Source organism: Mesorhizobium sp. IMUNJ 23232 (genome assembly GCF_044326205.1).
Taxonomy (GTDB): domain Bacteria; phylum Pseudomonadota; class Alphaproteobacteria; order Rhizobiales; family Rhizobiaceae; genus Kumtagia.
In genome coordinates this window covers 18,602-41,444 of sequence record NZ_JBIRCY010000012.1, presented here as the reverse complement: position 1 = coordinate 41,444, position 22,843 = coordinate 18,602, and the positions used below count along the sequence as shown (strand labels likewise).

Below are 22,843 nucleotides of genomic sequence, written 5' to 3'. Positions count from 1 at the left end.
GAGACGATGAGCCGCGCAACATCCTCCCCCGCCCGTTCGATCGGCGCTCATGCGGTGCTGATCGCTTACACGGTCATCGCGCTGTTCCCGGTGGTGCTGATCGTCATCAACTCGTTCAAGTCGCGCGCCGCGATCTTCCGCTCACCGCTGTCGTTCCCGACGCCGGAAACCTTCGATCCGGTCGGCTACACGACCGTCATGGCGCAGGGCGACTTCATCCAGTATTTCCAGAACAGCCTGGTCGTCACCGTCGGCTCGCTGTTCTTCGTCATCCTGTTCGGCGCCATGGCGGCCTTCGCTCTGTCGGAATACCGGTTCCGCGGCAACACGTTGACCGGCCTCTATCTCGCGCTCGGCATCATGATTCCGATCCGGCTGGGCACGGTGGCCATCCTGCAATTGATGGTGGCGAGCGGGCTAGTCAACACGCTGACAGCGCTGATTCTTGTCTACACCGCGCAGGGCCTGCCGCTTTGCATCTTCATCCTGTCGGAATTCATGAAGACCGTGTCCGACGACCTGAAGAATGCTGGCCGCATCGACGGGCTTTCGGAATACCGCATCTTCTTTCGCCTCGTGCTGCCGCTGGTGCGCCCGGCGATGGCCACGGTGGCGGTGTTCACCATGATCCCGATCTGGAACGATCTGTGGTTCCCGCTGATCCTCGCCCCGTCCGAGGGCACCAAGACGGTGACGCTCGGCGCGCAGATTTTCATCGGCCAGTTCGTCACCAACTGGAACGCTGTGCTGGCCGCACTGTCGCTCGCCATCCTGCCGGTGCTGATCCTCTACCTCATCTTCTCGCGGCAACTGATCCGCGGCATCACCTCCGGAGCGGTGAAATGACGGTTTTTCGCAAGGCATCGGCCGGATTGGTTCTGCTTACTCTCGCAATTGGCGGCGCCAGCGGTGCACACGCCGCGGACAAAGGCTTCAACAGCATCCTTTCGGATGACGCAAAAACGCTGACCTACTCGCCGTGCAGTGAGGAAGAAGCGGCCGAATGCGTCGCCTATGCGCTCGATTGCCGCGCCGACAACGCCTTTGGCGGCTTGCGCGTAACACTCATGGGCGATGAAGCGTCCGGGCCCAATGTGCGGTCGCTGGCGAAGGCGTTGCTTGAGAAACCCTTCGGCGAGGCGATGATGCGTATCACGCCGAAAGGCAAGCCTGTCGACCTGCAGGTGACCGCCTTCACCGTGAGCCAGAACGAGATGGACGGCGACTGGGTGCTGGATCTGCATACCTACCAGCAGCAGGCCTTCTTCGACGCCATCGACAAGGCTTCGGCCTCCGCGGTGAAGCTGGATATCGCCGGATACTCCGTCATGCTCTCCGACAGCCCGAAGGCCGCGGAAAAACTCCTCCGCTTCGCATCGACTTGCACGAATTGACCGACATGACCGAAGCTACACCCCTCCGCGTCGTCGTCGCCGGGCTGGGCAACATGGGCCGCAGCCACGCGCTGGCATATGCCACCAATCCCGGCTTCGAGATCGCGGCGCTGATCAACCGATCGGACGTCGGGCTTCCCGGCCCGCTGGCTGGCCGCCCGATCGGACGATCCTTCGAGGACGCGCTTCGCGATCAGAAGCCCGACATTGCCTCCATCAACACCTACTCCGACAGCCACGCCGACTATGCTGTGCTGGCGCTGGAGGCCGGTTGCCACGTGTTCGTCGAAAAACCGCTGGCGACGACGGTGGCCGACGCGCGCCGCGTGGTGGACGCCGCCAAGGCCAATGGCCGCAAGCTGGTGATCGGCTACATATTGCGTCATCACCCTTCCTGGATGCGGCTGATCGCCGAGGTGCGCAAGCTTGGCGGACCCTACGTCTTCCGCATGAACCTCAACCAGCAGTCTTCCGGCGCGACCTGGGAAACCCACAAGCAACTGATGAAGACGACTTCGCCGATCGTCGACTGCGGCGTGCACTATCTCGACGTGATGTGCCAGATCACCGAGGCAAGGCCGGTTGAAGTGCGCGGCATGGGCGTGCGGCTGAGCGACGAGGTCGATGCTGGGATGTACAATTACGGCCACCTTCAGGTCTTGTTCGAGGACGGCTCGGTCGGCTGGTATGAAGCCGGCTGGGGTCCGATGATCTCGGAGACTGCCTTCTTCGTGAAGGACGTGATGTCGCCGCGCGGCTGCGTGTCGATCGTCATGGCCGAAGGCGTCCGCTCCGACGACATCGACACCCACACAAAGACCTCGACCATCCGCCTTCATAGCGCCGACCGCGGGCCGGACGGCAAGTTCGCCAGGCCGGACGAGTTGCTGTCGATGCAGGGCGAACCCGGTCATCAGGAGCTTTGCGATTTCGAACAGGCCTTCCTTCTGAAGGCCATCCGCCAGGACCTCGATCTGACGCAACACATGGACGACGCAGTGAGGTCGCTCGCGGTCTGCCTGGCCGCGGATGAGAGCGTACGGACCGGAAAGGCGGTGCGGCTTTGATATTCCCGAGCGCCGAAGACAGGAGATCAGCATGGGCTCTTTGACCATCGAGAACGTGCAAAAATCCTTCGGTAAGGTCGACGTACTGAAGGGCATCGATCTCAAGGTGAACGACGGCGAATTCGTCGTGTTCGTCGGCCCGTCCGGCTGCGGCAAGTCGACCCTGCTGCGCGTGATTGCCGGGCTGGAGGACGCCACCTCCGGAAAGGTGCTGATCGACGGCGTCAACGTCGTCGCCACGCCGCCGGCCAAGCGCGGCATCGCCATGGTGTTCCAGACCTACGCGCTCTATCCGCACCTGACCGTGCGCGACAATATGGGGCTCGGCCTCAAGCAGGCCGGAACGCCCGCGGCGGAGATCGACAAGCGCATCGGCATCGCCTCGGCGATGCTGTCGCTGGAACCCTATCTGCAGCGCCGGCCTGCGGAACTGTCCGGCGGCCAGCGGCAGCGCGTCGCCATCGGCCGCGCGGTGGTGCGCGAGCCAAAACTTTTTCTCTTCGATGAGCCGTTGTCCAACCTCGATGCCGCGTTGCGCGTCAACACGCGGCTGGAGATCGCGCAGCTTCACCGGCGGCTGAAGGCGACGATGATCTATGTCACCCACGACCAGGTCGAGGCGATGACGCTGGCCGACAAGATCGTCGTGCTGAACGCCGGCAAGATCGAGCAAGTCGGCGCGCCGATGGACCTCTACAACAATCCGGCCAACGAATTCGTTGCCGGCTTCATCGGTTCGCCGAAGATGAACTTTTTGGACGCCGCGCGGCTGGGCGATAGTCAGGCCAAGACCGTCGGGGTGCGGCCTGAACACCTGTCGGTCAATACGTCGTCAGGCGCCTGGAAAGGCACGGTCGTGCATGCCGAACATCTCGGCGCCGACACTAATCTTTATCTCGACTGCGAAAAGGCGGGGCTGATCACGGCGCGTATTTTTGGCGTGTACAACGCCGAGCCCGGAGCGACGCTTTATGCCACGCCCGATCCGGCCAAGACATATCGCTTCGACGGCAGCGGTCAGACCATGCGCTGACGGATTTTCATCGCCGTAGCGGGAGTGTCCTGCGACCAATTCGGACAGCGGCGACCGTCTCAACCAAAGTTTTGGCTACCAGTCAGCGCTCGAATGCCACAGATGGCACCAGGCAGCCGGTCTTCGCAAACCAGCCACCCCGCGGCGATTACCTCCCCGGGCGAAAACCCAGATTGGCGGACACCTTGTCGGCGGCGGCCAGAAGGTTGCGGACTTGGTCCGTCGTTGGGGTTTCAGCGATGAACTGGACCGAATCGGTCAGCGCGATCGATCCGACATAACCGCCCAGCGCATCGAAGATCGGGGCTGCCAGCGAGTTCAGACCGACCATCGCCTCGTTGGCCGCCGTCGCCCAGCGCTGACGGCGTACCGCCTCGACTTCGGTGCGCAGGCGCTCCGGATCGGTGATCGTGTAGGGCGTGCGCATCTCCAGCTTTTCGGAGAGTATGCGCGGCAGCAGCAGCCGGTCGCCGAAAGCCAGCGAAATTTTTCCTTGCGCGCTCGAATGGAAATGCAGGATGGAGCCCGGCTTGACGTGGATCTCGATGTTGGAACGGCTGGGCACGATCAGCAGGATGCGGTTGCCTTCCCGCTCGGGCTGGCTGATGGCCACCGCATGGCCGGTGAGGTCACGCAGTTCGCGCGCGATGTCGCGCGCCGCGGTCGCGACCTCAAAACTTTCGCTCACCGCATGGCCGAGCGCCATCAGCCGCGCGCTGATAGAGTAGCGCTCGGTGTCGCCATTGCGGATCAGGTAGCCGGCGGCGACCAGCGTCTGGAGATGGCGATGGATGCGGCTCTTGGTCGTGCCGAAGGCCCGCGCCATTTCCGACACACCCACGGATGTCTGGCAACGCGCGACATATTCCAGGATTTCGAGCGCGAACTCGACAGCCTGGATCGAACCGCCTTTTGCTGTTTCGCTCATCGCCTGCCCATTGTCGGAAGGTGTTTTCCCCCGCGCCGGTATTTTGGCCGGCCCTGAAGGCATATCGCCTTTCGCGGATCGCGCAAACGTGCCGCGCGGGGAGCCATGATCTTAGCCGGCTGAAGCCGGCACCGGATACTCGTCGGCATTGAGCACCCAGCCCTGTGTGGAGAAATCGACGCGCGGCGGGGAGAAGATGTCGACAAGCTGGTTGAGGCCCGCCTCCATGCCGCGCGAGGTGTGGATGGCCGGCGGCGGGATGACCGTCAGCGACGGCGACCGCACCAGGGCGTGCTCGTCCTCGCGCCAGGCGTTCAGGTTCGTCGTCCACGGCCAGCGCAGATGGTGGGTGAAGGCGCCGTCCAGCGCCAGCGAGCCCTGCTCGAAATCGTCATGATGATGCGGCGACAGTTTTGTGATGTCGCGCGGGCCGTGCTGTGGGTCGAGATAGTTCACCATCATCGTGGTGCAGCGGAAGATGCGGCCGAACCGTCCGGGCGTCGCCGGCACGTCGAGGCTGTAGACGCGGATGCGAAAACCGCCCACCGGTTCCGGCCACGGTTCGAGCAGCGTCACATTCGGATGCGGCTCGGCGTAGGATTCTGCATTCGAGCAGAGTTCGTTGAGGTCGTCCGACCGGGTGGAGAAGATGCGGGTGGCGCGGCCACCTTTCGGCAGCGTGATGCGGCTGTCGCCGGGCGGAAAAATCACCAGCGAATAGCCGTCGACCTCCAGCTGTTCGCCGTTGGCCTCCAGGATGGCCGGCGTATCACGATCGGGCAGCAGCAGCACGTATTCGTCCGGCTGATTCGACCGCGACAGCGAACCACCCGCATCGACCTCGCTGTGGCCGACGAGAAAATTCTGGCCGCGCGTCAGCCAGGTCCGGGCGCCGTCGGCGACGATCTGCGGCTTGGCGTCATAGAACAGGCCGTAGTCGGCTCCCGCGAAGGCTATCGGCGCGGCGCCCGCCGGCGAAGCTGTCGCGGCGGCCATGCGCGAGCGGGGGTCGCTTGGATCGTACATTGTTCTCTCCCAACGTCGTTCTTTTATGCAGAACAGATACTACAGAATTAGAAATCTGCTTACAGGAACTTTGTCAAGCCCGGCTCATGGAACGGCATTCCGCAAAATGTTGCTCACCCGCTTGACAGAAGCAATCGATCAATGGACTATTCCTCGCAACAGCGTTCTGCATAACGAAACGGAGGAAACGTTCATGCTGACCCGCCGCCAACTCATCGTGTCGACAGGCGCGATGGCCGCGACCCTTGCCATGCCCAACATTGCGCGTGCCGCCCCGATCCCGATGCGGCTCGCCCATGCCGCCAACGAGATCCACCCCGGCCACATCGCCGCCGTCGAGTTCAAGAAGGCGCTGGAAACGCTCGCTCCCGGCGCGATCGACATCACCATCTTTCCGAACCGCCAGCTCGGCGAGGACAAGCAGAATCTCGAATCCGCGATGGCGGGGACGAACGAACTGTGTGGCTGCTCGGGCGTGCTGTTCCCGCTGGTGACCGGGCGGCAGGCGCTCGACGCCTACCAGTTGCCTTTCCTCATCCGCGACTACGACCATTTCGCCAAGCTGGCGACGGGCGAAATCGGCCAGAAGGTGCTGGACGATCTTGCCCCAGCGGGCCTGGTCGGCCTGCAGACCACCGACATCGGCCAGCGCCATTTCCTGTCAGCGGCGAAGGTGGTGAAGACGGTGCCCGACTTCGCCGGGCTGAAGACGCGCATCCTGCCGGTGCCGCTGCACAAGGCGATCTGGGAAGGCGTGGGTACCGCGCCCGTCGGCCTGCCCTATGGCGAGGTCTATGGAGCGCTGGAGACCAAGGTGATCGACGCGGTCGAGATCAACGTCTCCTCGATGCTGGCCGAAAACCTCTGGGAGGTCGGCAAGAACTTCACCCTGACCGGCCACTACCCCTGGCACAACGTCATCGCCATGAACAAGGCGGTGTTCGACGGCTTGCCGGCGGAACTTCAGGCAGCCGTGCGCGAGGCCGGAAAGCAGTCGGTGGCGCCGACGCTGGAATACACCAGGAACCAGGATTTCTCCGGCCGCGACGAGCTCAAGGCCAAGGGCGTCACCTTCTACGAGCTCGAGAATCTTGCCGAGATGCAACAGAAGGTCGCGCCGATCGTCGAGACCTGGAGCGCCAAGGACCCGCTCATCGCGGAGTTCGTGACCGCCGCGCGCAGCCTGACCTGAGCGCGGATCAACCGCGTCCGGCCGCCCGCACGCGACCGGACCGGCGCTAAACCCCGGCGAAAGCGGCCGTGAGGCAGCGTGGCCCCTGGTCCACGCGCCCTTCGCACCCGCGATCGTCCGACGAGGGGAGATAGGGATGGCATCAACAGGTATCGCAAGGCTTTTCAGCGTCTATGAACGGACCATCCAGGTGCTTGCCGGTGGGTCGATGGCCGTCATTGTCGCCGTCATGGTAGTGCAGGTGATCGCCCGCTACATCTTCAATTCGTCGCTGATCTGGGCCGAGGAACTCTGCCGCTACATCCTGATCTGGCAGACGTTTCTGTTCGTCGGTTATGCCTATCACCGCGGCGAACTCGTCGTGCTCGACCTGTTCAGTGCCCGCGTCTCGCCGAAGACCTACATGGCGATCCGCTTCGTCACCGCGATTCCCATAGCCATCTTTCTCTACCTGATCATCTCGGCCGGGCTCGGCCATGCCTTGCGCTTTTCGGCGCAGATGATTCCCGCCATCGACTTCATCTGGATGTCGCTGACCGGGAGCGAGCTGCACGTCCCCGTTTTCTGGATCTATGTCGCCGTACCGCTCGGCTGCGCCATCCTGCTTGCCCACTTTCTCGGGCGCCTCGCCTACGACGCCTGGCGCGTTGCCAACGGCCTGCCGATCCAGGCTCCGCCAACCGTGGAGGCGGCGACGTGATCGGCTTCCTCGGCATTTTCGCCGTCTTCCTCATCCTCGGCATCCCGATCTCGCTAGCCCTCGGCGCGGGCGGGCTCACCTACCTCTGGCTGACCGGCAACGGCGCGCTGGTCATGGCCCTGCCGCAGCGCATGCTGCAGGGCGTTGACCAGTTCGTGCTGCTGACCATTCCGCTGTTCCTGCTTGCCGGCAATTTGATGAATATGGGCGGGCTCTCCGGACGCATGATCGGCTTCGCCAATGCGCTAGTCGGGCATTTCCGCGGCGGCCTGTCGCTGGTCACGGTTCTGGCCAGCACGCTGTTCGCCGGTATCTCCGGCAGTGCCATCGCCCAGGCCTCCGCCATCGGCAGCTTCATGATCCCGGCCATGGCGCGGCAAGGCATTCCGGCGGCCTATGGCGCGGCACTTGTGGCGATGAGTGCGGTCATCGACCCGCTCATTCCGCCGAGCATTACGATGATCGTGTTCGGCGTGCTGTCCGGCGCCTCGATCGGCCAGATGTTCATCGCCGGCGTCATCCCGGGCCTGATCCTCGGAGTCTCGCTGCTCGCCTATGCCTGGTGGAAGGCCGCGCGCAACGACTATCCGCGCATGCCGAAAGTGCCGTGGAGCGAACGCGGCACGTCGCTGATCGCGGCCATCCCGGCGCTGATGCTGCCGGTGATCATCGTCGGCGGCGTCAAGACCGGCATCTTCACCGTCACCGAATCCGCGGCCGTCGCGGTCGCCTACGCGCTTTTGGTCGGCCTGCTGCACCGCGAACTGTCGTGGGACAAGATCTGGCAGGCGCTGATCTCGACCGCCGTCGCCACATCGGGCCTGCTGTTCATCTTGGCCATGGCGAGCATCGTCGCCTTCGCGCTCACCATCGAGCAGGTGCCGACCAAATTCGCCGAACTGCTGCTTGGCGTCAGCGACAACAAGCTGGTCATTCTCCTGATGATCAACATCATGCTGCTGGTGCTCGGCAAGTTCCTGGAGCCGATCTCGGTGATGATCGTCACCATGCCGATCCTGCTCAAGGTGGCCGACGTGATCGACATGGACCTCGTCCAGTTCGGCGTGATGGTCACCCTCAACGTCGTCATCGGCATGGTCACGCCGCCGGTCGGTGTGTGCCTGTTCGTGGTCTGTGCGATTTCAGGACAGTCACTGGGCGCCGTCAGCAAGGAGGTCGTGCCGATGTTCTTCATCTGCATCGCGCTGCTCGCCCTCATCGCGCTGGTGCCGGCGGTGACGCTCTGGCTCCCCAATTTCATGGTCCCGGCGCCCTGAAAAATCACCGGAAAGGACGAAACGACACGATGGCTGCCACAACCGCCCCGACGGGCTTCCGCAAACGTTTCATCGCGGGCGAGACGCTCGTCGGCACCTTCATCAAGACCCCCAAGACGCATCCGGTCGAGATCCTCGGCAGGGTCGGCTTCGAGTTCGTCGTCATCGACGAGGAGCACGCCCCCTGGGACCGCGTCGCCATCGACGGCGCGCTGCTGGCCGCACGCGCTTCCGGCACGGCCGGCATCGTGCGCGTCGCCGAGCCGACGGCTGCAAAAATCCTGGCGGTGCTGGACGACGGCGCCACCGGCGTGCTGGTGCCGCATGTGAGTTCGGCGGCGAAGGCCAAAAGCATCGCCGAGGCCTGCCGCTTTCGCGGTGGGCGGCGCGGCTTTTCCAACACTACCCGTGCCGGCGATTTCGGCGCGGTCGGGGTCTGGCCGCATGTCGATGCGCAGGACAGCTCGGTCACCTTCATCGCCATGATCGAGGATCCGGAAGCGCTCGACGACATCGACGCCATCGTGGCGACGGACGGGCTCGACGGCGTCTTCATCGGCCGCGGCGACCTGACCGTGGCGCTCGGCGCGCCGGCGATGGACGCGCCGGAGATCATGGCGGTCTGCGAAAAGATCATCGCGGCCGCCAGGAAGGTGAAGAAGCCGGTGGCGATGATGGTCGCCAATGCGGATGACGCACGCCGCTTCCACCAGATGGGGGCGACGACCTTCATCGTCGCGTCGGACCAAGGCTTCATGCGCCAGGCAGCAACGAAAGCCTATGCCGACATTTCAGCCGTGGGCGCCAAGAGCGCCTGAACGGGTTCATGCAAGGAGAATACCGATGGCCGACACCACCACCAATTATCCACTCATCGTGCCGATGCCGCCGGTGGAGCCTGCGCGCGCCGCCGAGGTGGCCGACCTGCTCGTCGGTGCGGTCGACCTGCACTGCCATTCCGGCCCGGCCGCCATGCCGCGCATCCTCGGCCATCACGAGGCCTTCCAAATGGCGCTCGACGCGGGTTTCAAGGCGCTGCTCTACAAGGACCATTATTATGTCGGCATGCCGCATTGCGCGGTGCTGAAGGACATCTATCCCGATGCGCCGATCGAGCTTTATTCCGGCGTGGCGTTGAACAACGCCTCGGGCGGCATCAACCCCCACGCGGTGGATCACTCGATCAAGCTTGGCGGCAAGATCGTCTGGTTCCCGACCTTCGCGGCGCAGAACCACATCCAGGCCTATGCTGCAAAATCCTTTCCCAAGACGGCGAAGCCCATGCTGGCACCGATCCCGCTCACCGTGCTAGACGCCAATGGCAGGCTGACCGACGAGACAAAACAGATCTGCGACCTGATCGCCGAGGGCGACATCATCCTGGCCGGCGGCCACCTGCATGTTTCGGAACTGTTCCTGCTGTTCGAAGAGGCCGGCAAACGCGGCGTCAAGAAGATGCTGGTGAACCATCCGAGCTACATCATCGGCTGCTCGGACGAGGACATTCGCGGGCTGGTGGCGCTCGGCGCCCATATCGAGCATTCGATCTGCATGTTCATTCCCGGCCGTGCCAAGCAGCACGAGACCGAGGACCTGATCCACATGATGGAGGTGGCGGGCGTCGACCGCACCGTCCTCGGCTCCGATCTCGGCCTGACCCAGGCGCCGAAGCCGGTCGACGGATACCGCATGATCGTCTCCGACCTCTTGGACCATCAGGTTCCCAAGGCCGACATCAGGAAGATCATCTCGACCAACGCGGCCGGCCTGCTAAACCTCGCGGCGTGACAAGGCATATCCGGGAAGGAGAACGAGATTGGCCACACGCAAAGTCATCATCACCTGCGCGGTGACGGGATCGATCCACACGCCGTCCATGTCGCCGCATCTTCCGGTCACGGCGCAAGAGATCGCAGACGCGGCGATCGGCGCGGCGGAGGCCGGCGCGGCGATCGTCCACCTGCATGCGCGCAATCCCGAGAACGGCCTGCCCGACCAGTCGCCGGAGGCGTTCTCGCCGTTCCTCAAGGTGATCAAGCAGCGCTCGGACTGCGTCGTCAACATCACCACCGGCGGCGCCGCCACCATGACCATCGAGGAGCGGCTTCGCCCGGTGGCGACCTTCAAGCCGGAGGTCGCCTCGCTCAACATGGGCTCGATGAATTTCGGCCTCTATCCGATGCTCGGCCGCTTCAAGGAGTTCAAGCACGATTGGGAGCGGCCCTATCTGGAAGGCTCGCGCGAGCGCATCTTCAAGAACACCTTTGCCGACATCGAGCACATCCTGACGACCTGCGCCGAGAACGGCACGCGTTTCGAGATCGAGTGCTACGATATCGGCCATCTCTACACGCTGGCGCATTTCGTCGACCGCGGCATCGTCAAGCCGCCCTTCTTCGTGCAGAGCGTCTTCGGCATCCTCGGCGGCATCGGCCCCCATCCCGAAGACGTGATGCACATGAAGCGCACGGCCGACCGGCTGTTCGGAGAGGACTATCATTGGTCTGTGCTGGGAGCCGGCGCCAACCAGATGCGCATCGCCGCGCAGGCGGCCGCGATGGGCGGCAACGTCCGGGTCGGCCTGGAGGATTCGCTGTGGATCGGACCGGGCCAGTTCGCAAAGACCAATGCCGAGCAGGTCGCCAAGGTGCGGGGCCTCATCGAGGGGCTGGGCCTGTCGATCGCCACACCGGCCGAGGCGCGTGAAATCCTGCAGCTCAAGGGAGCCGACAGGGTCGCGTTCTGAGGCTTGGCAATGAATGTCCTGATCGTCTTCGCTCATCCCGAGCCCGCCTCCTTCAACGCCGCCATGTGCGAACGCGTACGTGCGGTTTTGACCGAGGCGGGACACGATGTCGTCGTCTCCGATCTTTACCGGGAGGCGTTCAATCCGGTCGCCGGCCGGCACGATTTTCTGAGCGTCGCCGACCCGGACGTCTTCCACTACCAGACGGAGCAGGCGCATGCGTCGCGGCACGGCAGTTTCGCGCCCGACGTGGCGCGCGAGCAGCGACGCGTCGCCGATGCCGATCTCATCGTCATGCAGTTCCCGCTCTGGTGGGGCGGCGCGCCGGCCATCGTCAAGGGATGGGGCGAGCGCGTCTTCGCCTACGGCTTCGGTTATGCCGACGGTCTGCGCTTCGACACCGGCGTGTTTCGCGGGCGCCGGGCGATGGTGTCGATGACATCGGGCGGCACGCTGGCCCGTTTCGGTGCCGGCGCGCCCTATGGCGAGCTCGAACGGCAGGTGCTCTGGCAGATCCAGCATCTTGGGCTCGAATATATGGGCTACGAACTGGAGCCGCCCTTCGTCGCCTATGGCGCGCCGCGCATCGACGATGCGGGCCGCGCGGCCTATCTCGACGAACTGGAAAAACGCGTGCTCGCGGCGGCCGCAAAACCGGTCGACCGCGCTCTGCGCATCAAAAACCCGCTCGACCTCGTGCCCGACGGCGCGTGGAGACAGCAACGTTAGGAGACGCAGCATGGCCGAAAGCAATGGCGCGCGAGTGGCGCTTGTGGCCGGCGGGTCGCGTGGCATCGGCGCGGCGGTAGTGCGCCGGCTTGCCGCCGACGGTTTGGCCGTCGCCGTGGGCTATCGCGCGGCGGCAGCCGAAACCGAGACGTTGGTCCGGGAAATCGAATCCGGTGGCGGCCGAGCCGTCGCGGTGCAAGGCGATATCGGCCGCGACGGCGACCCGGCCAAAATGGTCGAGCAAACTGTGGCGCGGTTCGGCCGCCTGGACGCGCTGGTGAACACGGCAGGCGTCGGCATCTACCGGCCGCTCGCATCGATCGACGAAAACTTTGTCCGGCAGATGTTCGACACCAATGTGCTCGGCGCGATCATGCTCACCAAGGCGGCGGCCGCCGTGATGCAGGAAGGCGGACGGATCATCCACGTCTCATCGCGCCTTGCTTTCAGTCCGATCCCGGCCAGCGCGGTCTACGCCGCCTCCAAGGCTGCCGTTTCGGCCATGGTCCACGGTTTTGCGCGCGAACTCGGCCCGCGGGGCATCACCATCAACGCGGTAGCGCCGGGCGTGATCGAGACGGACATGACGACAAAAATCATCGCCGAACGTGGCGACCAGATCCGGTCATCAACGCCCCTCGGCCGCATCGGCCAGCCGGACGACATTGCCGGCATCGTCGCCTTTCTCGCTTCGAACGATGCCCGCTGGATCACTGGGCGCACGATCCTTGCCGATGGCGGGTTGACGTAGGGCCTGCGTCGACGCGGAAGCTGACCTGGCTCAGACAGATTTGAGACGGATTGAATAGACGACGAGTTCTCTCCGAAGCTCAAGTTGCTCACGCTCGATAATCAAGGGCCGGACCGGAACGTTTGACGTTCTCGGCGACCTGGGAAAACCCGCATCTCGTATGAGGCGGACCTTGCCATTCCGCGCGTGATAGAGCGGCGGCGGCGTGAGGCTGAGGAATTCGTGAATTATAGTGGTGCGTCACTATGTGGCGACAAGCTCGTTCTCCGCCCCGCCTTCATCGTTGTCAGGTGGAAACGCCTGGAATTTCCATGGAAAAGACAAAGAATTCCAAGTGTGTTCCACTCGATGCGATATACGATGTTCGCTGGTTCGGATATCAAAAGCGACCAACGAAGCCTCCTCTGATAGCTACAATTCTGAGATAAGGTTGCGGGAATAGCTCATACGCTTTTCGCTTCCGGGCTTCTCTGTAACGGGAGAATTGGTAATGCCAGGAGTGTTTCGGTACACCGCAACCGGGGATTACCGGGCGGCGACTTCGTTCGACATTTTCCGCCTAGATGGATCGACCATGGCTAGCCAGGTCGAAATCAACAATCCCCTTGCGGTGGGGATCAATGGCGATCTGAACATGCCGCCTGCGAGCATGAACAATGTGTTCTACTATGCGCCTGGCCCTGCGACGGTTTTCTCGCTGAGAGACACCGCCAACGCTGTCCTTACGCCGTCCAACGCCGGCCTGTATCTGGATATTACCGGAGGTGCCGGGGTCGCGTCGTTTTCAGGCAGTGACTTCGGCGATCAGTTTATCGGCGGTCTCAATGACGACTTCCTCATTGGCTACCTGGGGAACGACACGCTTGAGGGCGGGGCAGGCTTCGATTCATTGAACGGAGGCGCGGGCATCGACACCGCGAGCTACGAGCATTCGGGTGCCGGCGTTCTCGCCGATCTGTCGAACGCCGGCAATAATACGGGCGACGCGCAGGGCGATACCTACACCAGCATCGAGAACCTGCGCGGCAGCCGCTTCTCCGACACGCTGACCGGCAACGCCGGCGACAACATTCTCAACGACGGTGGCTTAGGCGGCGCCGATAAGCTGACCGGCGGCGGCGGTGATGACAGCTATTCGGTCTACAATGCCGGAACGGCCATCGTCGAGAACTCCGGTGAGGGCACCGACCGCGTCAATGCCGGCGTCGACTATGTGCTGGCCAGCGGCATCAGCGCCGAATATTTGAACACCACCTCGGTGCACGCGACCTACGCCATAAACCTGACTGGCAACGAGATTAAGCAGTTGGTGCGCGGCAATGACGGCGGCAACGTGCTGGACGGAGCGGGCGGCAACGACTGGCTGTTCGGCATGGGCGGTTCGGACACGTTCCGCTTCTCAACGGCGCTATCCAACGGCAACGTTGACAAGATCATGGACTTCAACGTCGCTGAGGATCAGATCGCGCTGTCGAGTTCAATCTTCGCCGCGCTCGGTGTCGGCGCCCTCGACGCCTCGGCCTTCAAGGACAGTTTCCTGGCGCCGCGTGATGCCGACGACCGCATTATCTACAATTCGAACACGGGTTCGCTGTTCTACGATGCCGACGGCTCGGGCAATGCTTTCGCGGCCGTGAAATTCGCCGTGCTCGCGTCCGGCCTCAGCCTCACCGCCGCCGACTTCGTGGTGATCTGACAAGCCGGTCATGGTTTCAGGTTGGGGCAAATATACGCCCGCTACGAGCCGGAGTTCGGCCCTTGGCCTGCACATCTTGGTGCTCGTGCTGCTGGCTGTGGCCGTGATCGGCGCTCTGCAGCTCTAAAACGCAAAAAAAGGTCCCGCCAGCCTAAGCCAGCGGGACGTTCATTTAGAGACATCGGGAAGAAGATCAGTGGGCAGCCTCCGGCTTGACCTACCACACTATGATTTCGAACAGGACGTAATATCAGATCACCACGAAGTCGGCGGCGGTGAGGGCAAGGCCGGGAGCGAGTACGGCGAACCGCACGGCTTCGAAGTCTGTGCCTGTACCGTCCGCGTCGTAGTAGAGCGACCCAGAGTCCGAATTGTAGAAGATGCGGTCGTCGACATCGCGGGGTGCGAGAAAATTGTCCTTGAACGCCGAGGCATCGAGAGCCCCGAGGCCGAGCGTCGAAAAGATCGCGTCGTCGAGTGCGATCTGGTCGTCCGCCACGCTGAAGTCCAGGATCTGGTCGACGTTGCCAGCGCCCAGTGCCGTCGAGAAGCGGAACGTGTCCGAACCGCCCATGCCGAACAGCCAGTCGTCGCCACCGCCGCCGTCCAGCACGTTGGCGCCGTCATTGCCGCGCACACGCTGGAGCAGTTCGTTGCCTGTCAGGTTGACGGCGTAGGTGGCATAAAGCGAGGTGGTGTTCAGATATTCGACGCTGAGGCCGCCGGCCAGCACGAAGTCGACGCCGGCATTGACGCGGTCCACTCCCTCGCCGTCGGTCTCGACGATCACCGCACCGGCATTGTAGACGGAGTAGGTGTCGTCGCCGTCGCCGCCGGTCAGCGTGTCGGCGCCGCCGACGCCGCCATCGTTCAGATGGTTGCTGCCGGCATCGCCGGTCAGCGTATCGGCGAACAACGAGCCCATCAGGTTCTCGATGCCGGCCAGCGTGTCGCCCTGGGCATCGCCGCCGATGCCGGCGCCCGAGGTGAGGTCGACCACGACACTGGCGCCCGATCCGCGATAGCTCGCCCAGTCGAGGCCGTCGCCGCCTTGCATCGCGTCCGCGCCGGCGCCGCCATGGAGAAGGTCGTCTCCGCCTGCGCCGTCAAAGGCGTTGGCGCCTGCGTCGCCGGTGAGCGCATCGGCGAGAGTTGAGCCGGAGACGTTCTCGATGCTGCTGAAAGTGTCGCCCTGGGCATCGCCGCCCGTGGCGGCGCCGGCCGCGAGGTCGACTGCGACGCCCGCGGCGGAGCCGGCATAAGTCACCGTGTCGGCGCCCGCGCCGCCATTCAGCACGTCGGCTCCGGCGCCGCCATTCAGCAGGTCGTTCCCGTTTACACCGTTCAGGGTGTTGGACCCGGCATCGCCGGTGAGCGAGTCGGTGGAGTTCGAGCCGGAAAGATTCTCGATGCTGCTGAAGCTGTCGCCGGTGGCGTCGCCGCCCGTCGCGGTATTGGCCGCGAGGCTGACCGTGACGCCGGCGGAAGCGATGTAGTCGGCCGTATCGATGCCGTTGCCGCCTTGCAAAATGTCCGCGCCGCCGCGGCCTGCCAGCGTGTCGTCGCCGTCACCACCGTTCAGCACATTCGCCCCGGTCTGGCCGTTGATCACATCGGCAAAGGCCGAGCCGATGATGTTCTCGATGCCGCTGAAGCTGTCGCCTTGAGCATCGCCACCCGACGCGGTGTTGCTCGAGAGGCTGAGCGCTACGCCGGCGGCGGAGGTCGCATAGGTCACCGTGTCGGTGCCGTTGCCGCCCTGAAGGGCGTCACCGCCCGCGCCGCCGTTCAGCAGGTCATTTCCATCGGCGCCATTGAGGATATTCGCTCCGGCGTCGCCGGTCAGCGTGTCGGGGAGGGCCGAGCCGGTCACATTTTCGATGCCGGTCAGCGTGTCGCCCGCGGCGTCCCCGCCGGTGGCCGAACCGGCTAGCAGGTTGACCGTAACCGCCGCCACTGAGCCCGTATAGTCGGCGGCATCCGAACCGTTGCCGCCATTAAGGGCGTCGGCCCCGGCCGCGCCGCGCAGCACGTCGTTGCCGTCGCCACCGGTGAGGGCATTGGCCGCTCCATCCCCGATCAGGGTATCGGCAAGGTTCGAGCCGTTGACGTTCTCTATCCCCGTAATCGTGTCGCCCTGGGCCTCACCGCCCGTGCCGGCGCCTGTCGCCAGGTTGATCGTGACGCCAGCGGCGGACGTGGCGTAGTCGGCCGTATCGATACCCGCGCCGCCAATCAACGCGTCGGCTCCGGCGCCGCCGTTGAGCAGGTCGTTGCCACCGACGCCGTCGAGGCTGTTGGCCCCGGCATTGCCGGTGAGCGAGTCGGCGGAATTCGAGCCGGAGAGATTCTCGATGCTGTCGAAAGTATCGCCGGTGGCATCGCCGCCCGTTGCGGTATTGGTCGCGAGGTTGATCGTGACGCTGCCGGTGGCGATGTAGTAGGCCGTATCGCTGCCGGACCCGCCGCGGAGGATATCCGCGCCGCCGCGGCCCGCCAGCAGGTCATCGCCGGCGCCGCCGTCCAGCACATTAGCTCCGGCCTGGCCGTTGATGTTATCCGCGAAGGTCGAGCCGATGACGTTCTCGATGCTGCTGTAGGTGTCGCCGGCGGCATCGCCGCCCGACGTGGCGTTGCTCGTGAGGCTGAGCGAGACGCCGGCAGCGGAGGTCGCATAGGAGGCCGTGTCGATGCCGGTGCCGCCCTGAAGGACATCACCGCCCGCGCCGCCATTGAGCAGGTCGTCTCCGCCGGCGCCGTTAAGGACATTGGCCCCGGCGTTGCCGGTCAGCGTGTCTGCGAGGGCTGAGCCGGTAACGTTCTCGATTACCGTCAGCGTGTCGCCCGCGGCGTCGCCGCCCGTGCCCACCCCGGTCAGCAGGTTGACCGACACCGCCGCCGCAGAACCCGTATAGTCGGCGGTGTCCGTGCCATTGCCGCCGTTGAGGGCGTCGGCCCCGGCCGCGCCGCGCAGTATGTCGTTGCCGTCGCCGCCATTGAGGGCATTGGTCGCGCCGTCGCCGATCAGGGTATCGACGAGGTTCGAGCCGTTGACGTTTTCTATCCCCGTCAGCGTGTCGCCCGCGGCGTCGCCGCCCGTGCCGGTGCCCGTCGCCAGGTTGATGGTGACGCCAGCGGCGGACGCGGCGTAGCCGGCCGTATCGATGCCCGCGCCGCCAATCAACGCGTCGGCTCCGGCGCCGCCGTTGAGCAGGTCGTTGCCACCGGAGCCGTCGAGGACGTTGGCCGCGGCATTACCGGTAAGAGAGTCGACCAGGGCCGAACCGATGAGGATCTCGATTGCCGTCAGCACGTCGCCCTGGGCGTTGCCGCCCGCGCCGCTCCCGGTCACGAGATTCACCGTCACGCCCGCGGCGGACGCCGCGTAGCTCACCGTGTCGATTCCCGCGCCGCCATCCATCGCGTCGGCCCCAACGCCGCCGTCGAGCAGGTCGTCACCGCCGGCGCCGCTGAGGCCATTGAAGCCGGCATTGCCGATGAGGATGTCGGCGTGGTTCGAGCCTCTGATGCTCTCGACGGCGCTGAAGGTATCGCCCTGGGCGTCGCCGCCGGTCGCGGTGTTGGCGGCGAGGTTAACCGTGACACCCCCGGAAGAAGCGATGTAGTCGGCCGTATCGGTGCCGATCCCGCCTTGCAGGTTGTCCGCGCCGCCGCGTCCAGCCAGCATGTCGTCACCGGCGCCGCCGATGAGAACATTCACCCCGGCGCTGCCGTTGAGCAGGTCGGCAAAGGCCGAGCCGGTGAGATTCTCGATGCCGCTGAAGGTATCACCCTCGGCATCCCCGCCCGTCGCGTTGAAGGTCGAGAGGCTGACCGTGACGCCGGCAGCCGAGGAGGAATAGCTCGCCGTGTCGGTGCCCGCGCCGCCGATCAGCGCATCGCCCCCAGCACCGCCCTGAAGCACATCGTCTCCGGCGACGCCGTCGAGTGTATTGGCCCCCGCATTGCCGGTCAGCGTATCGGCCTGGTTCGAGCCGGAGACGTTCTCGATGCTGTTGAAGCTGTCGCCCTGGGCATCGCCGCCCGTGGCAGTGTTGGTCGCGAGATTGACGTTGACGGCCGCAGAGGCGATGTAGTTGGCCGTGTCGGTGCCGTTGCCGCCTTGCAGGTTGTCGGCGCCGCCGCGGCCCGCCAGCGTGTCGTCGCCGTCGCCGCCGTCCAGGATATTCGCCCCGGCCTGGCCATTGATCGTGTCGGCGAAGGCCGACCCGATGATGTTCTCGATGCTGCTGAAGCTGTCACCCTGTGCATCGCCACCCGTCGCCGTGTTGGACGACAGGCTGAGATTGACGCCGGCGGCGGAGGCGGCATAAGAGGCGGTATCCGCGCCGTTGCCGCCCTGCAGTATGTCGGCGCCGCCGCGGCCCTGGAGCGTGTCGTTGCCGTCGCCGCCGGCCAGGACATTCGCCGCGGCGTCGCCCGTCAGCGCATCGTTGAAGGCCGAGCCGGTCAGGTTCTCGATGCCGGACAGGGTGTCGCCCGCGGCCTCGCCGGCCGAGCCGGCGCCATTGACCGTGACCACGACAGCGGCCGCGGCGGCCGCGTATGTGGCGGTGTCTGTGCCGTTGCCGCCCTGCAAATTGTCCGCGCCGCCGCGGCCCTGAAGCGTGTCGTTGCCGTCGCCGCCGGCCAGTACATTCGCGGCGGCATCGCCGGTCAGCGTGTCGTTGAGGGCCGAACCGGTCAGGTTCTCGATGCCGGTCAGGGTGTCGCCTGCAGCGTCGCCGCCCGAGGCGGCACCGTTGACCGTGACCACGACGGCGGCGGCCGAAGCGGCGTAGGACGCGGTGTCCACGCCATTGCTGCCCTGCAGCGTATCCGCGCCGCCGCGGCCCTGAAGCAGGTCGTTGCCATCGCCGCCGGCCAGCACATTCGCCGCGGCGTCGCCGGTCAGCGTGTCGTTATAGATGGTGCCGGTCAGGTTCTCTATGCCCGTCAGGATATCGCCCTCGGCATCGCCGCCCGAGCCGGTGCCGTTGACCGTGACCACGACCGCGGCGGAGGAGAAGGTGTAGCTCACCCTGTCGATGCCGGCGCCGCCCTGCAGCGTGTCGGCGCCGCCGAGGCCCTGGAACACGTCGTCGCCATTGCCCCCGGTCAGCACATTGTTCCCGGCGCCGCCCTGCAGCGCATCGTTGAAGGCCGACCCTATGACGTTCTCCACGGCCAGCAAGTCGCCCTCAGCGGTGCCGCCGGTGTTGACGTTGGTCAGCAGGTTGATGGTCACAGCCGCATTGGACGCGGCATAGGTCGCCGTGTCGGTGCCGGCCAGGCCGTTCAGCGTGTCGGCCCCGGCGCCGCCATCCAGCACGTCATTGCCGTTGCCGCCTGTAAGGCTATTGACCCCGGCGCTGCCGATAAGCACGTCATCGAAGTTGGAGCCCCTGACGTTCTCGATACTGGTGTAGGTATCGCCCGTGGCATCGCCGCCGGATGCGGTGCCGGTGGCGAGGTTGACGGTCACCGCGGCGTTGGAATCGGCATAGCCGATGGTGTCGGTGCCGGCGCCGCCGTTGATCTGATCGCCGTTCTTGCCGCCCTCGAGATAGTCGTTGCCGTTACCGCCATTCAACGTGTCGGTGCCATTGCCGCCGATCGCGCTGAAATTGTCGCCGTAGAGCTCGTCGTTGCCGTCGAGGCCGTTGAGGATGTCGTTGCCGCCGCCCCCGGACAGGATGGTGTTGATCGATTGATTGGCGGTCTGGATGTCGTCGAAGGCCGTGCCCAGGGTCCATTCAATGTTGAGGACGGTGGTGCCCCCGGCCCCGAACCCGGACACGGTCCCGGCGGCCAGGTTGACGGTGAGGCCCGCGCCCCAGACGCGGAGGTCGAGGATGTCGGCGCTGCCGGTTCCGCCGTCCATCGTGTCGCCGCCGCCGGTGAGCTGGATGTAGTCGTTGCCGCCGCCGCCGCTGATGACGTTCTTGCCGCTGTCGCCGCCGAGCTGGTCGTTGAAGGCGGTGCCAATGAGGTTCTCGAACCCGCTCGCCGTGTCGCCCTGGGCCTCGCCTCCCTGATGGACGTTGTTCAGGGCGACCGCGATGCCCGCGGTGGCGTTGGCGTAGGTGAGCGTATCGATGCCGGCGCCGCCGCTCATCGCATCGGCGCCTGCGCCGCCGGCAATGGTATCGTTGCCGCCCAGTCCACTGAGCGTGTCATTGCCAGCGCCGCCATTGATGATGTCGATGCCGTCGGGATTGGCTGGGTTGCCAGGATCGGTGCCTGTGAGCGTGTCGGGGCCGGCTGTGCCGTTGAGGGTCTGGGTCATCGATCGCCTCCCGTGCTGAAAATACAACTTTTCAAGCGCGCGCCATAAGGCCCGCAACTGCTATTCGAGGTTGTAGCTTAAACGATCGACACGTCTACCAGACGAAGCGGTCTACGGTTCGCCGCATCTGGAGATGGCTAAAAAGCGATTAATTGCGCGTCTCAAAATTCAGAGGGGCAATCAGAGACGGAGACTGTCATACGAGACTCCCGTACGGCGGCGCACGAGGCCTGATATCAGGGCAATCTTTTTGAGTCAGGCTCTCGGCAAAACGTGACCCCGGCAGGACATCTCACGTCTGGACTGACACATCCGGCTCCTCGGCCAGAGGCCCGAGCAGCACCTTGCCGAAGAGAGGCTGGTAGCGTTTGCGCTGCGCCGGATCTTCCTTGAACGAGATCGCATACTGGCCGATCTGGTGGAAATAGGTGATGCGGGCACGTACGATGCTCTCGTCCGACGCATAGCCCATCGCCAGGAAGGAGCGCTCGAGCAGCGAGATGCGCAGATCGTCGATCTCCGCCACTTCCTTGCCGAGCGATTTGGAGGTGCGCGCCCAATCGCGCACCGCCAGATCGAGCAGCGGGCTGAACGGTTCCTCATCGACCCAGACATGGACGATGGTGGAGAAGAACGCGTAGCCGTCTATCTCGGTCGTTTCGCGCAACTTCCAAAACGGCGCGCAGTTTATGCGCCGCCACTCCTCCAGAAGCTCGTCGTGAAGATCCTTCAGGCTGGAAAAGTGAAAGTAGAAGCTGCCGCGGGTGACCTTGAAGCGCCGTGCCAGACGATCGATCTTCACCTCGGCGATGCCGCGCTTCTCCAGCACCTTCCTCGCCGCCGCGACCCAGGACTCGCGGCTCAGCGTCTGGCGCGGAGCGGCCGAGATCTGTCGTTTCGCCGCAGTTCTAGCGGATGGTCGTGCTGATTTCATCAAGGACCATCTCCATTCGGACCGGCCCGATGTTCTCTGCACGGGGCCAATTCAATACAGCCGATGGCAGCCGCCGGCGAAAGGCGCGGATTTGGCCATCCACCACTCGTTGATCACGGCAGCGAACCGATGCGCTCCAGCATCAGCTCGAAGAAGGGCGCCGGCTCGATGCGGCGCAGCACGTTGCAGTTCTTCGGGCGTCTGGTGACATGCCACCAGTCGACGACCGTCATGCCGATCGTCTCCGGCGAGACGATGTCGACCGTCACGTTGCACTGGCGCTGCTCGTAGATCTTCGGGGCAAGCAGATAGCCGGTCACGCAGGCATCGTGGATCGGCCGGGCAGCGGTGGGGAACTTGTGGCTGCCGTACTGGCGAAAAAAGTCCGCCATGTTTGCAGCCTCGATCGCAGCGCGGCTGCCGGTGGCACGCAGTTGGTCCAGCCATTCCGGCGTCATCTGCGCGCTGTAGGTGCAGTCGATCGGCGCCATGGTGACCGGGACGCCGGAGTGGAAGACCTTGTGGGCGGCGTGCGGGTCGACAAAAATGTTGAACTCGGCGGCCGGCGTGGCATTGCCGCCCTCGAAGAATCCGCCGCCCATCAGCACCACCTCGCGGATACGCGGGACGATGCGCGGCTCCATGGTCATCGCCATGGCGAGGTTGGTCATAGGCCCAAGCGTGCAGACGGTCAGTTCGCCCTCCGGCGCGTCCATGATGGCGCGCGTCAGGTAGTTGACGGCATGCTCGGCTTGCAGCGGCGTGACCGGCTCGGGCAGGTCGGCACCGTCGAGGCCGGTCTCGCCATGCACATATTCGGCGGTGATCAGTTTTCTGACCATCGGCGCCGGACAGCCGGCAAACACCGGCACGTCCGGCCGGCCGGCGAGCTCGATCACCTTGAGCGCGTTCTTCGCTGTCAGCGCGAGCGGCACGTTGCCGCCGACGGTGGTGACGCCGACCACTTCGAGTTCCGCCGGCGAGCCCAGCGCGAACAGGATGGCGAAGGCGTCGTCCTGGCCCGGATCGGTGTCGATGATGATTTTTCGGGGCGCCATTTTCGTCCGATCCTGCTTGCATT

At 64.7% G+C, this 22,843-nt stretch carries 18 protein-coding genes; 13 read left to right on the top strand and 5 right to left on the bottom strand.

What is annotated here, in order from left to right; translation table 11 throughout:
* The first annotated feature begins 6 nt into the window (after positions 1 to 6).
* Genes ACH196_RS11345 through ACH196_RS11330 form a run of 4 tightly spaced genes read left to right on the top strand, consistent with a single transcriptional unit; the run spans position 7 to position 3,494 of the window.
* On the top strand, positions 7 to 846 hold the full coding sequence (locus ACH196_RS11345; protein ID WP_396647003.1) for a carbohydrate ABC transporter permease: 840 nt from the start codon (positions 7 to 9) through the stop codon (positions 844 to 846).
* Positions 843 to 1,394, top strand: a complete 552-nt coding sequence (locus ACH196_RS11340; RefSeq protein ID WP_396647002.1) for a hypothetical protein — start codon at positions 843 to 845, stop codon at positions 1,392 to 1,394. The genes ACH196_RS11345 and ACH196_RS11340 overlap by 4 nt, the downstream gene beginning before the upstream one ends.
* A 5-nt stretch (positions 1,395 to 1,399) precedes the next feature.
* Positions 1,400 to 2,461, top strand: a complete 1,062-nt coding sequence (locus ACH196_RS11335) for a Gfo/Idh/MocA family protein (RefSeq protein WP_396647001.1) — start codon at positions 1,400 to 1,402, stop codon at positions 2,459 to 2,461.
* Positions 2,462 to 2,492: 31 nt separating this feature from the next.
* Positions 2,493 to 3,494, top strand: coding sequence for an ABC transporter ATP-binding protein (locus ACH196_RS11330; protein WP_396647000.1), 1,002 nt, complete (start codon positions 2,493 to 2,495; stop codon positions 3,492 to 3,494).
* A 148-nt stretch (positions 3,495 to 3,642) separates the two neighbouring features.
* Here ACH196_RS11330 and ACH196_RS11325 read toward each other — a convergent pair whose 3' ends face one another.
* Positions 3,643 to 4,422: an IclR family transcriptional regulator gene (locus ACH196_RS11325; RefSeq protein ID WP_396646999.1), complete on the bottom strand. Its 780-nt coding sequence runs from the start codon at positions 4,420 to 4,422 to the stop codon at positions 3,643 to 3,645.
* 111 nt (positions 4,423 to 4,533) lie between these two features.
* Positions 4,534 to 5,448 carry a hypothetical protein gene (locus tag ACH196_RS11320; protein ID WP_396646998.1) on the bottom strand — a complete coding sequence of 305 codons (915 nt, stop codon included), beginning with the start codon at positions 5,446 to 5,448 and terminating at the stop codon, positions 4,534 to 4,536.
* Between the two features lie 193 nt (positions 5,449 to 5,641).
* Here ACH196_RS11320 and ACH196_RS11315 point away from each other — a divergent pair, with 193 nt between their 5' ends.
* From ACH196_RS11315 to ACH196_RS11275, 9 genes are all read left to right on the top strand, one after another.
* Positions 5,642 to 6,640, top strand: a complete 999-nt coding sequence (locus ACH196_RS11315; RefSeq protein ID WP_396646997.1) for a TRAP transporter substrate-binding protein — start codon at positions 5,642 to 5,644, stop codon at positions 6,638 to 6,640.
* 136 nt (positions 6,641 to 6,776) lie between these two features.
* Entirely contained in the window at positions 6,777 to 7,340 is a 564-nt protein-coding gene (locus ACH196_RS11310; protein ID WP_396646996.1) for a TRAP transporter small permease, read from the top strand.
* A complete protein-coding gene (locus ACH196_RS11305; protein WP_396646995.1) occupies positions 7,337 to 8,617 on the top strand; it encodes a TRAP transporter large permease in 1,281 nt (426 codons plus the stop codon). Before ACH196_RS11310 ends, ACH196_RS11305 begins: the two co-directional genes overlap by 4 nt.
* Positions 8,618 to 8,646: 29 nt before the next feature.
* On the top strand, positions 8,647 to 9,435 hold the full coding sequence (locus ACH196_RS11300) for an HpcH/HpaI aldolase/citrate lyase family protein (RefSeq protein WP_396646994.1): 789 nt from the start codon (positions 8,647 to 8,649) through the stop codon (positions 9,433 to 9,435).
* Between the two features lie 25 nt (positions 9,436 to 9,460).
* The gene (locus ACH196_RS11295; RefSeq protein ID WP_396646993.1) at positions 9,461 to 10,405 is read left to right on the top strand and encodes a DUF6282 family protein; all 945 of its coding nucleotides are present in this window, start codon (positions 9,461 to 9,463) and stop codon (positions 10,403 to 10,405) included.
* Between the two features lie 28 nt (positions 10,406 to 10,433).
* Positions 10,434 to 11,363, top strand: coding sequence for a 3-keto-5-aminohexanoate cleavage protein (locus ACH196_RS11290; RefSeq protein ID WP_396646992.1), 930 nt, complete (start codon positions 10,434 to 10,436; stop codon positions 11,361 to 11,363).
* 9 nt (positions 11,364 to 11,372) lie between these two features.
* The gene (locus ACH196_RS11285) at positions 11,373 to 12,092 is read left to right on the top strand and encodes an NAD(P)H-dependent oxidoreductase (protein ID WP_396646991.1); all 720 of its coding nucleotides are present in this window, start codon (positions 11,373 to 11,375) and stop codon (positions 12,090 to 12,092) included.
* 10 nt (positions 12,093 to 12,102) lie between these two features.
* Positions 12,103 to 12,843 carry an SDR family NAD(P)-dependent oxidoreductase gene (locus ACH196_RS11280; RefSeq protein ID WP_396646990.1) on the top strand — a complete coding sequence of 247 codons (741 nt, stop codon included), beginning with the start codon at positions 12,103 to 12,105 and terminating at the stop codon, positions 12,841 to 12,843.
* Positions 12,844 to 13,417: 574 nt separating this feature from the next.
* Positions 13,418 to 14,539 (top strand): calcium-binding protein, encoded by a 1,122-nt coding sequence (locus ACH196_RS11275; protein WP_396646989.1) that lies wholly within the window; start codon positions 13,418 to 13,420, stop codon positions 14,537 to 14,539.
* Between the two features lie 250 nt (positions 14,540 to 14,789).
* Here the strand turns inward: ACH196_RS11275 and ACH196_RS11270 are convergent, their stop codons facing one another.
* From ACH196_RS11270 to ACH196_RS11260, 3 genes are all read right to left on the bottom strand, one after another.
* Positions 14,790 to 20,828, bottom strand: a complete 6,039-nt coding sequence (locus tag ACH196_RS11270; RefSeq protein ID WP_396646988.1) for a hypothetical protein — start codon at positions 20,826 to 20,828, stop codon at positions 14,790 to 14,792.
* A gap of 292 nt (positions 20,829 to 21,120) precedes the next feature.
* A complete protein-coding gene (locus ACH196_RS11265) occupies positions 21,121 to 21,762 on the bottom strand; it encodes a TetR/AcrR family transcriptional regulator (RefSeq protein WP_396646987.1) in 642 nt (213 codons plus the stop codon).
* A 113-nt stretch (positions 21,763 to 21,875) separates the two neighbouring features.
* Positions 21,876 to 22,820 carry a nucleoside hydrolase gene (locus ACH196_RS11260; protein ID WP_396646986.1) on the bottom strand — a complete coding sequence of 315 codons (945 nt, stop codon included), beginning with the start codon at positions 22,818 to 22,820 and terminating at the stop codon, positions 21,876 to 21,878.
* Between the last annotated feature and the right edge of the window lie 23 nt (positions 22,821 to 22,843).

What these genes read in the sequence shown, in the direction of transcription:
- ACH196_RS11345 (WP_396647003.1), top strand. Translation starts at nt 7, where the DNA reads ATGAGCCGCGCAACATCCTCCCCCGCCCGTTCGATCGGCGCTCATGCG.
- ACH196_RS11340 (WP_396647002.1), top strand. Translation starts at nt 843, where the DNA reads ATGACGGTTTTTCGCAAGGCATCGGCCGGATTGGTTCTGCTTACTCTC.
- ACH196_RS11335 (WP_396647001.1), top strand. Translation starts at nt 1,400, where the DNA reads ATGACCGAAGCTACACCCCTCCGCGTCGTCGTCGCCGGGCTGGGCAAC.
- ACH196_RS11330 (WP_396647000.1), top strand. Translation starts at nt 2,493, where the DNA reads ATGGGCTCTTTGACCATCGAGAACGTGCAAAAATCCTTCGGTAAGGTC.
- ACH196_RS11325 (WP_396646999.1), bottom strand. Translation starts at nt 4,422, where the DNA reads ATGAGCGAAACAGCAAAAGGCGGTTCGATCCAGGCTGTCGAGTTCGCG.
- ACH196_RS11320 (WP_396646998.1), bottom strand. Translation starts at nt 5,448, where the DNA reads ATGTACGATCCAAGCGACCCCCGCTCGCGCATGGCCGCCGCGACAGCT.
- ACH196_RS11315 (WP_396646997.1), top strand. Translation starts at nt 5,642, where the DNA reads ATGCTGACCCGCCGCCAACTCATCGTGTCGACAGGCGCGATGGCCGCG.
- ACH196_RS11310 (WP_396646996.1), top strand. Translation starts at nt 6,777, where the DNA reads ATGGCATCAACAGGTATCGCAAGGCTTTTCAGCGTCTATGAACGGACC.
- ACH196_RS11300 (WP_396646994.1), top strand. Translation starts at nt 8,647, where the DNA reads ATGGCTGCCACAACCGCCCCGACGGGCTTCCGCAAACGTTTCATCGCG.
- ACH196_RS11295 (WP_396646993.1), top strand. Translation starts at nt 9,461, where the DNA reads ATGGCCGACACCACCACCAATTATCCACTCATCGTGCCGATGCCGCCG.
- ACH196_RS11285 (WP_396646991.1), top strand. Translation starts at nt 11,373, where the DNA reads ATGAATGTCCTGATCGTCTTCGCTCATCCCGAGCCCGCCTCCTTCAAC.
- ACH196_RS11280 (WP_396646990.1), top strand. Translation starts at nt 12,103, where the DNA reads ATGGCCGAAAGCAATGGCGCGCGAGTGGCGCTTGTGGCCGGCGGGTCG.
- ACH196_RS11275 (WP_396646989.1), top strand. Translation starts at nt 13,418, where the DNA reads ATGGCTAGCCAGGTCGAAATCAACAATCCCCTTGCGGTGGGGATCAAT.
- ACH196_RS11270 (WP_396646988.1), bottom strand. Translation starts at nt 20,828, where the DNA reads ATGACCCAGACCCTCAACGGCACAGCCGGCCCCGACACGCTCACAGGC.
- ACH196_RS11265 (WP_396646987.1), bottom strand. Translation starts at nt 21,762, where the DNA reads ATGAAATCAGCACGACCATCCGCTAGAACTGCGGCGAAACGACAGATC.
- ACH196_RS11260 (WP_396646986.1), bottom strand. Translation starts at nt 22,820, where the DNA reads ATGGCGCCCCGAAAAATCATCATCGACACCGATCCGGGCCAGGACGAC.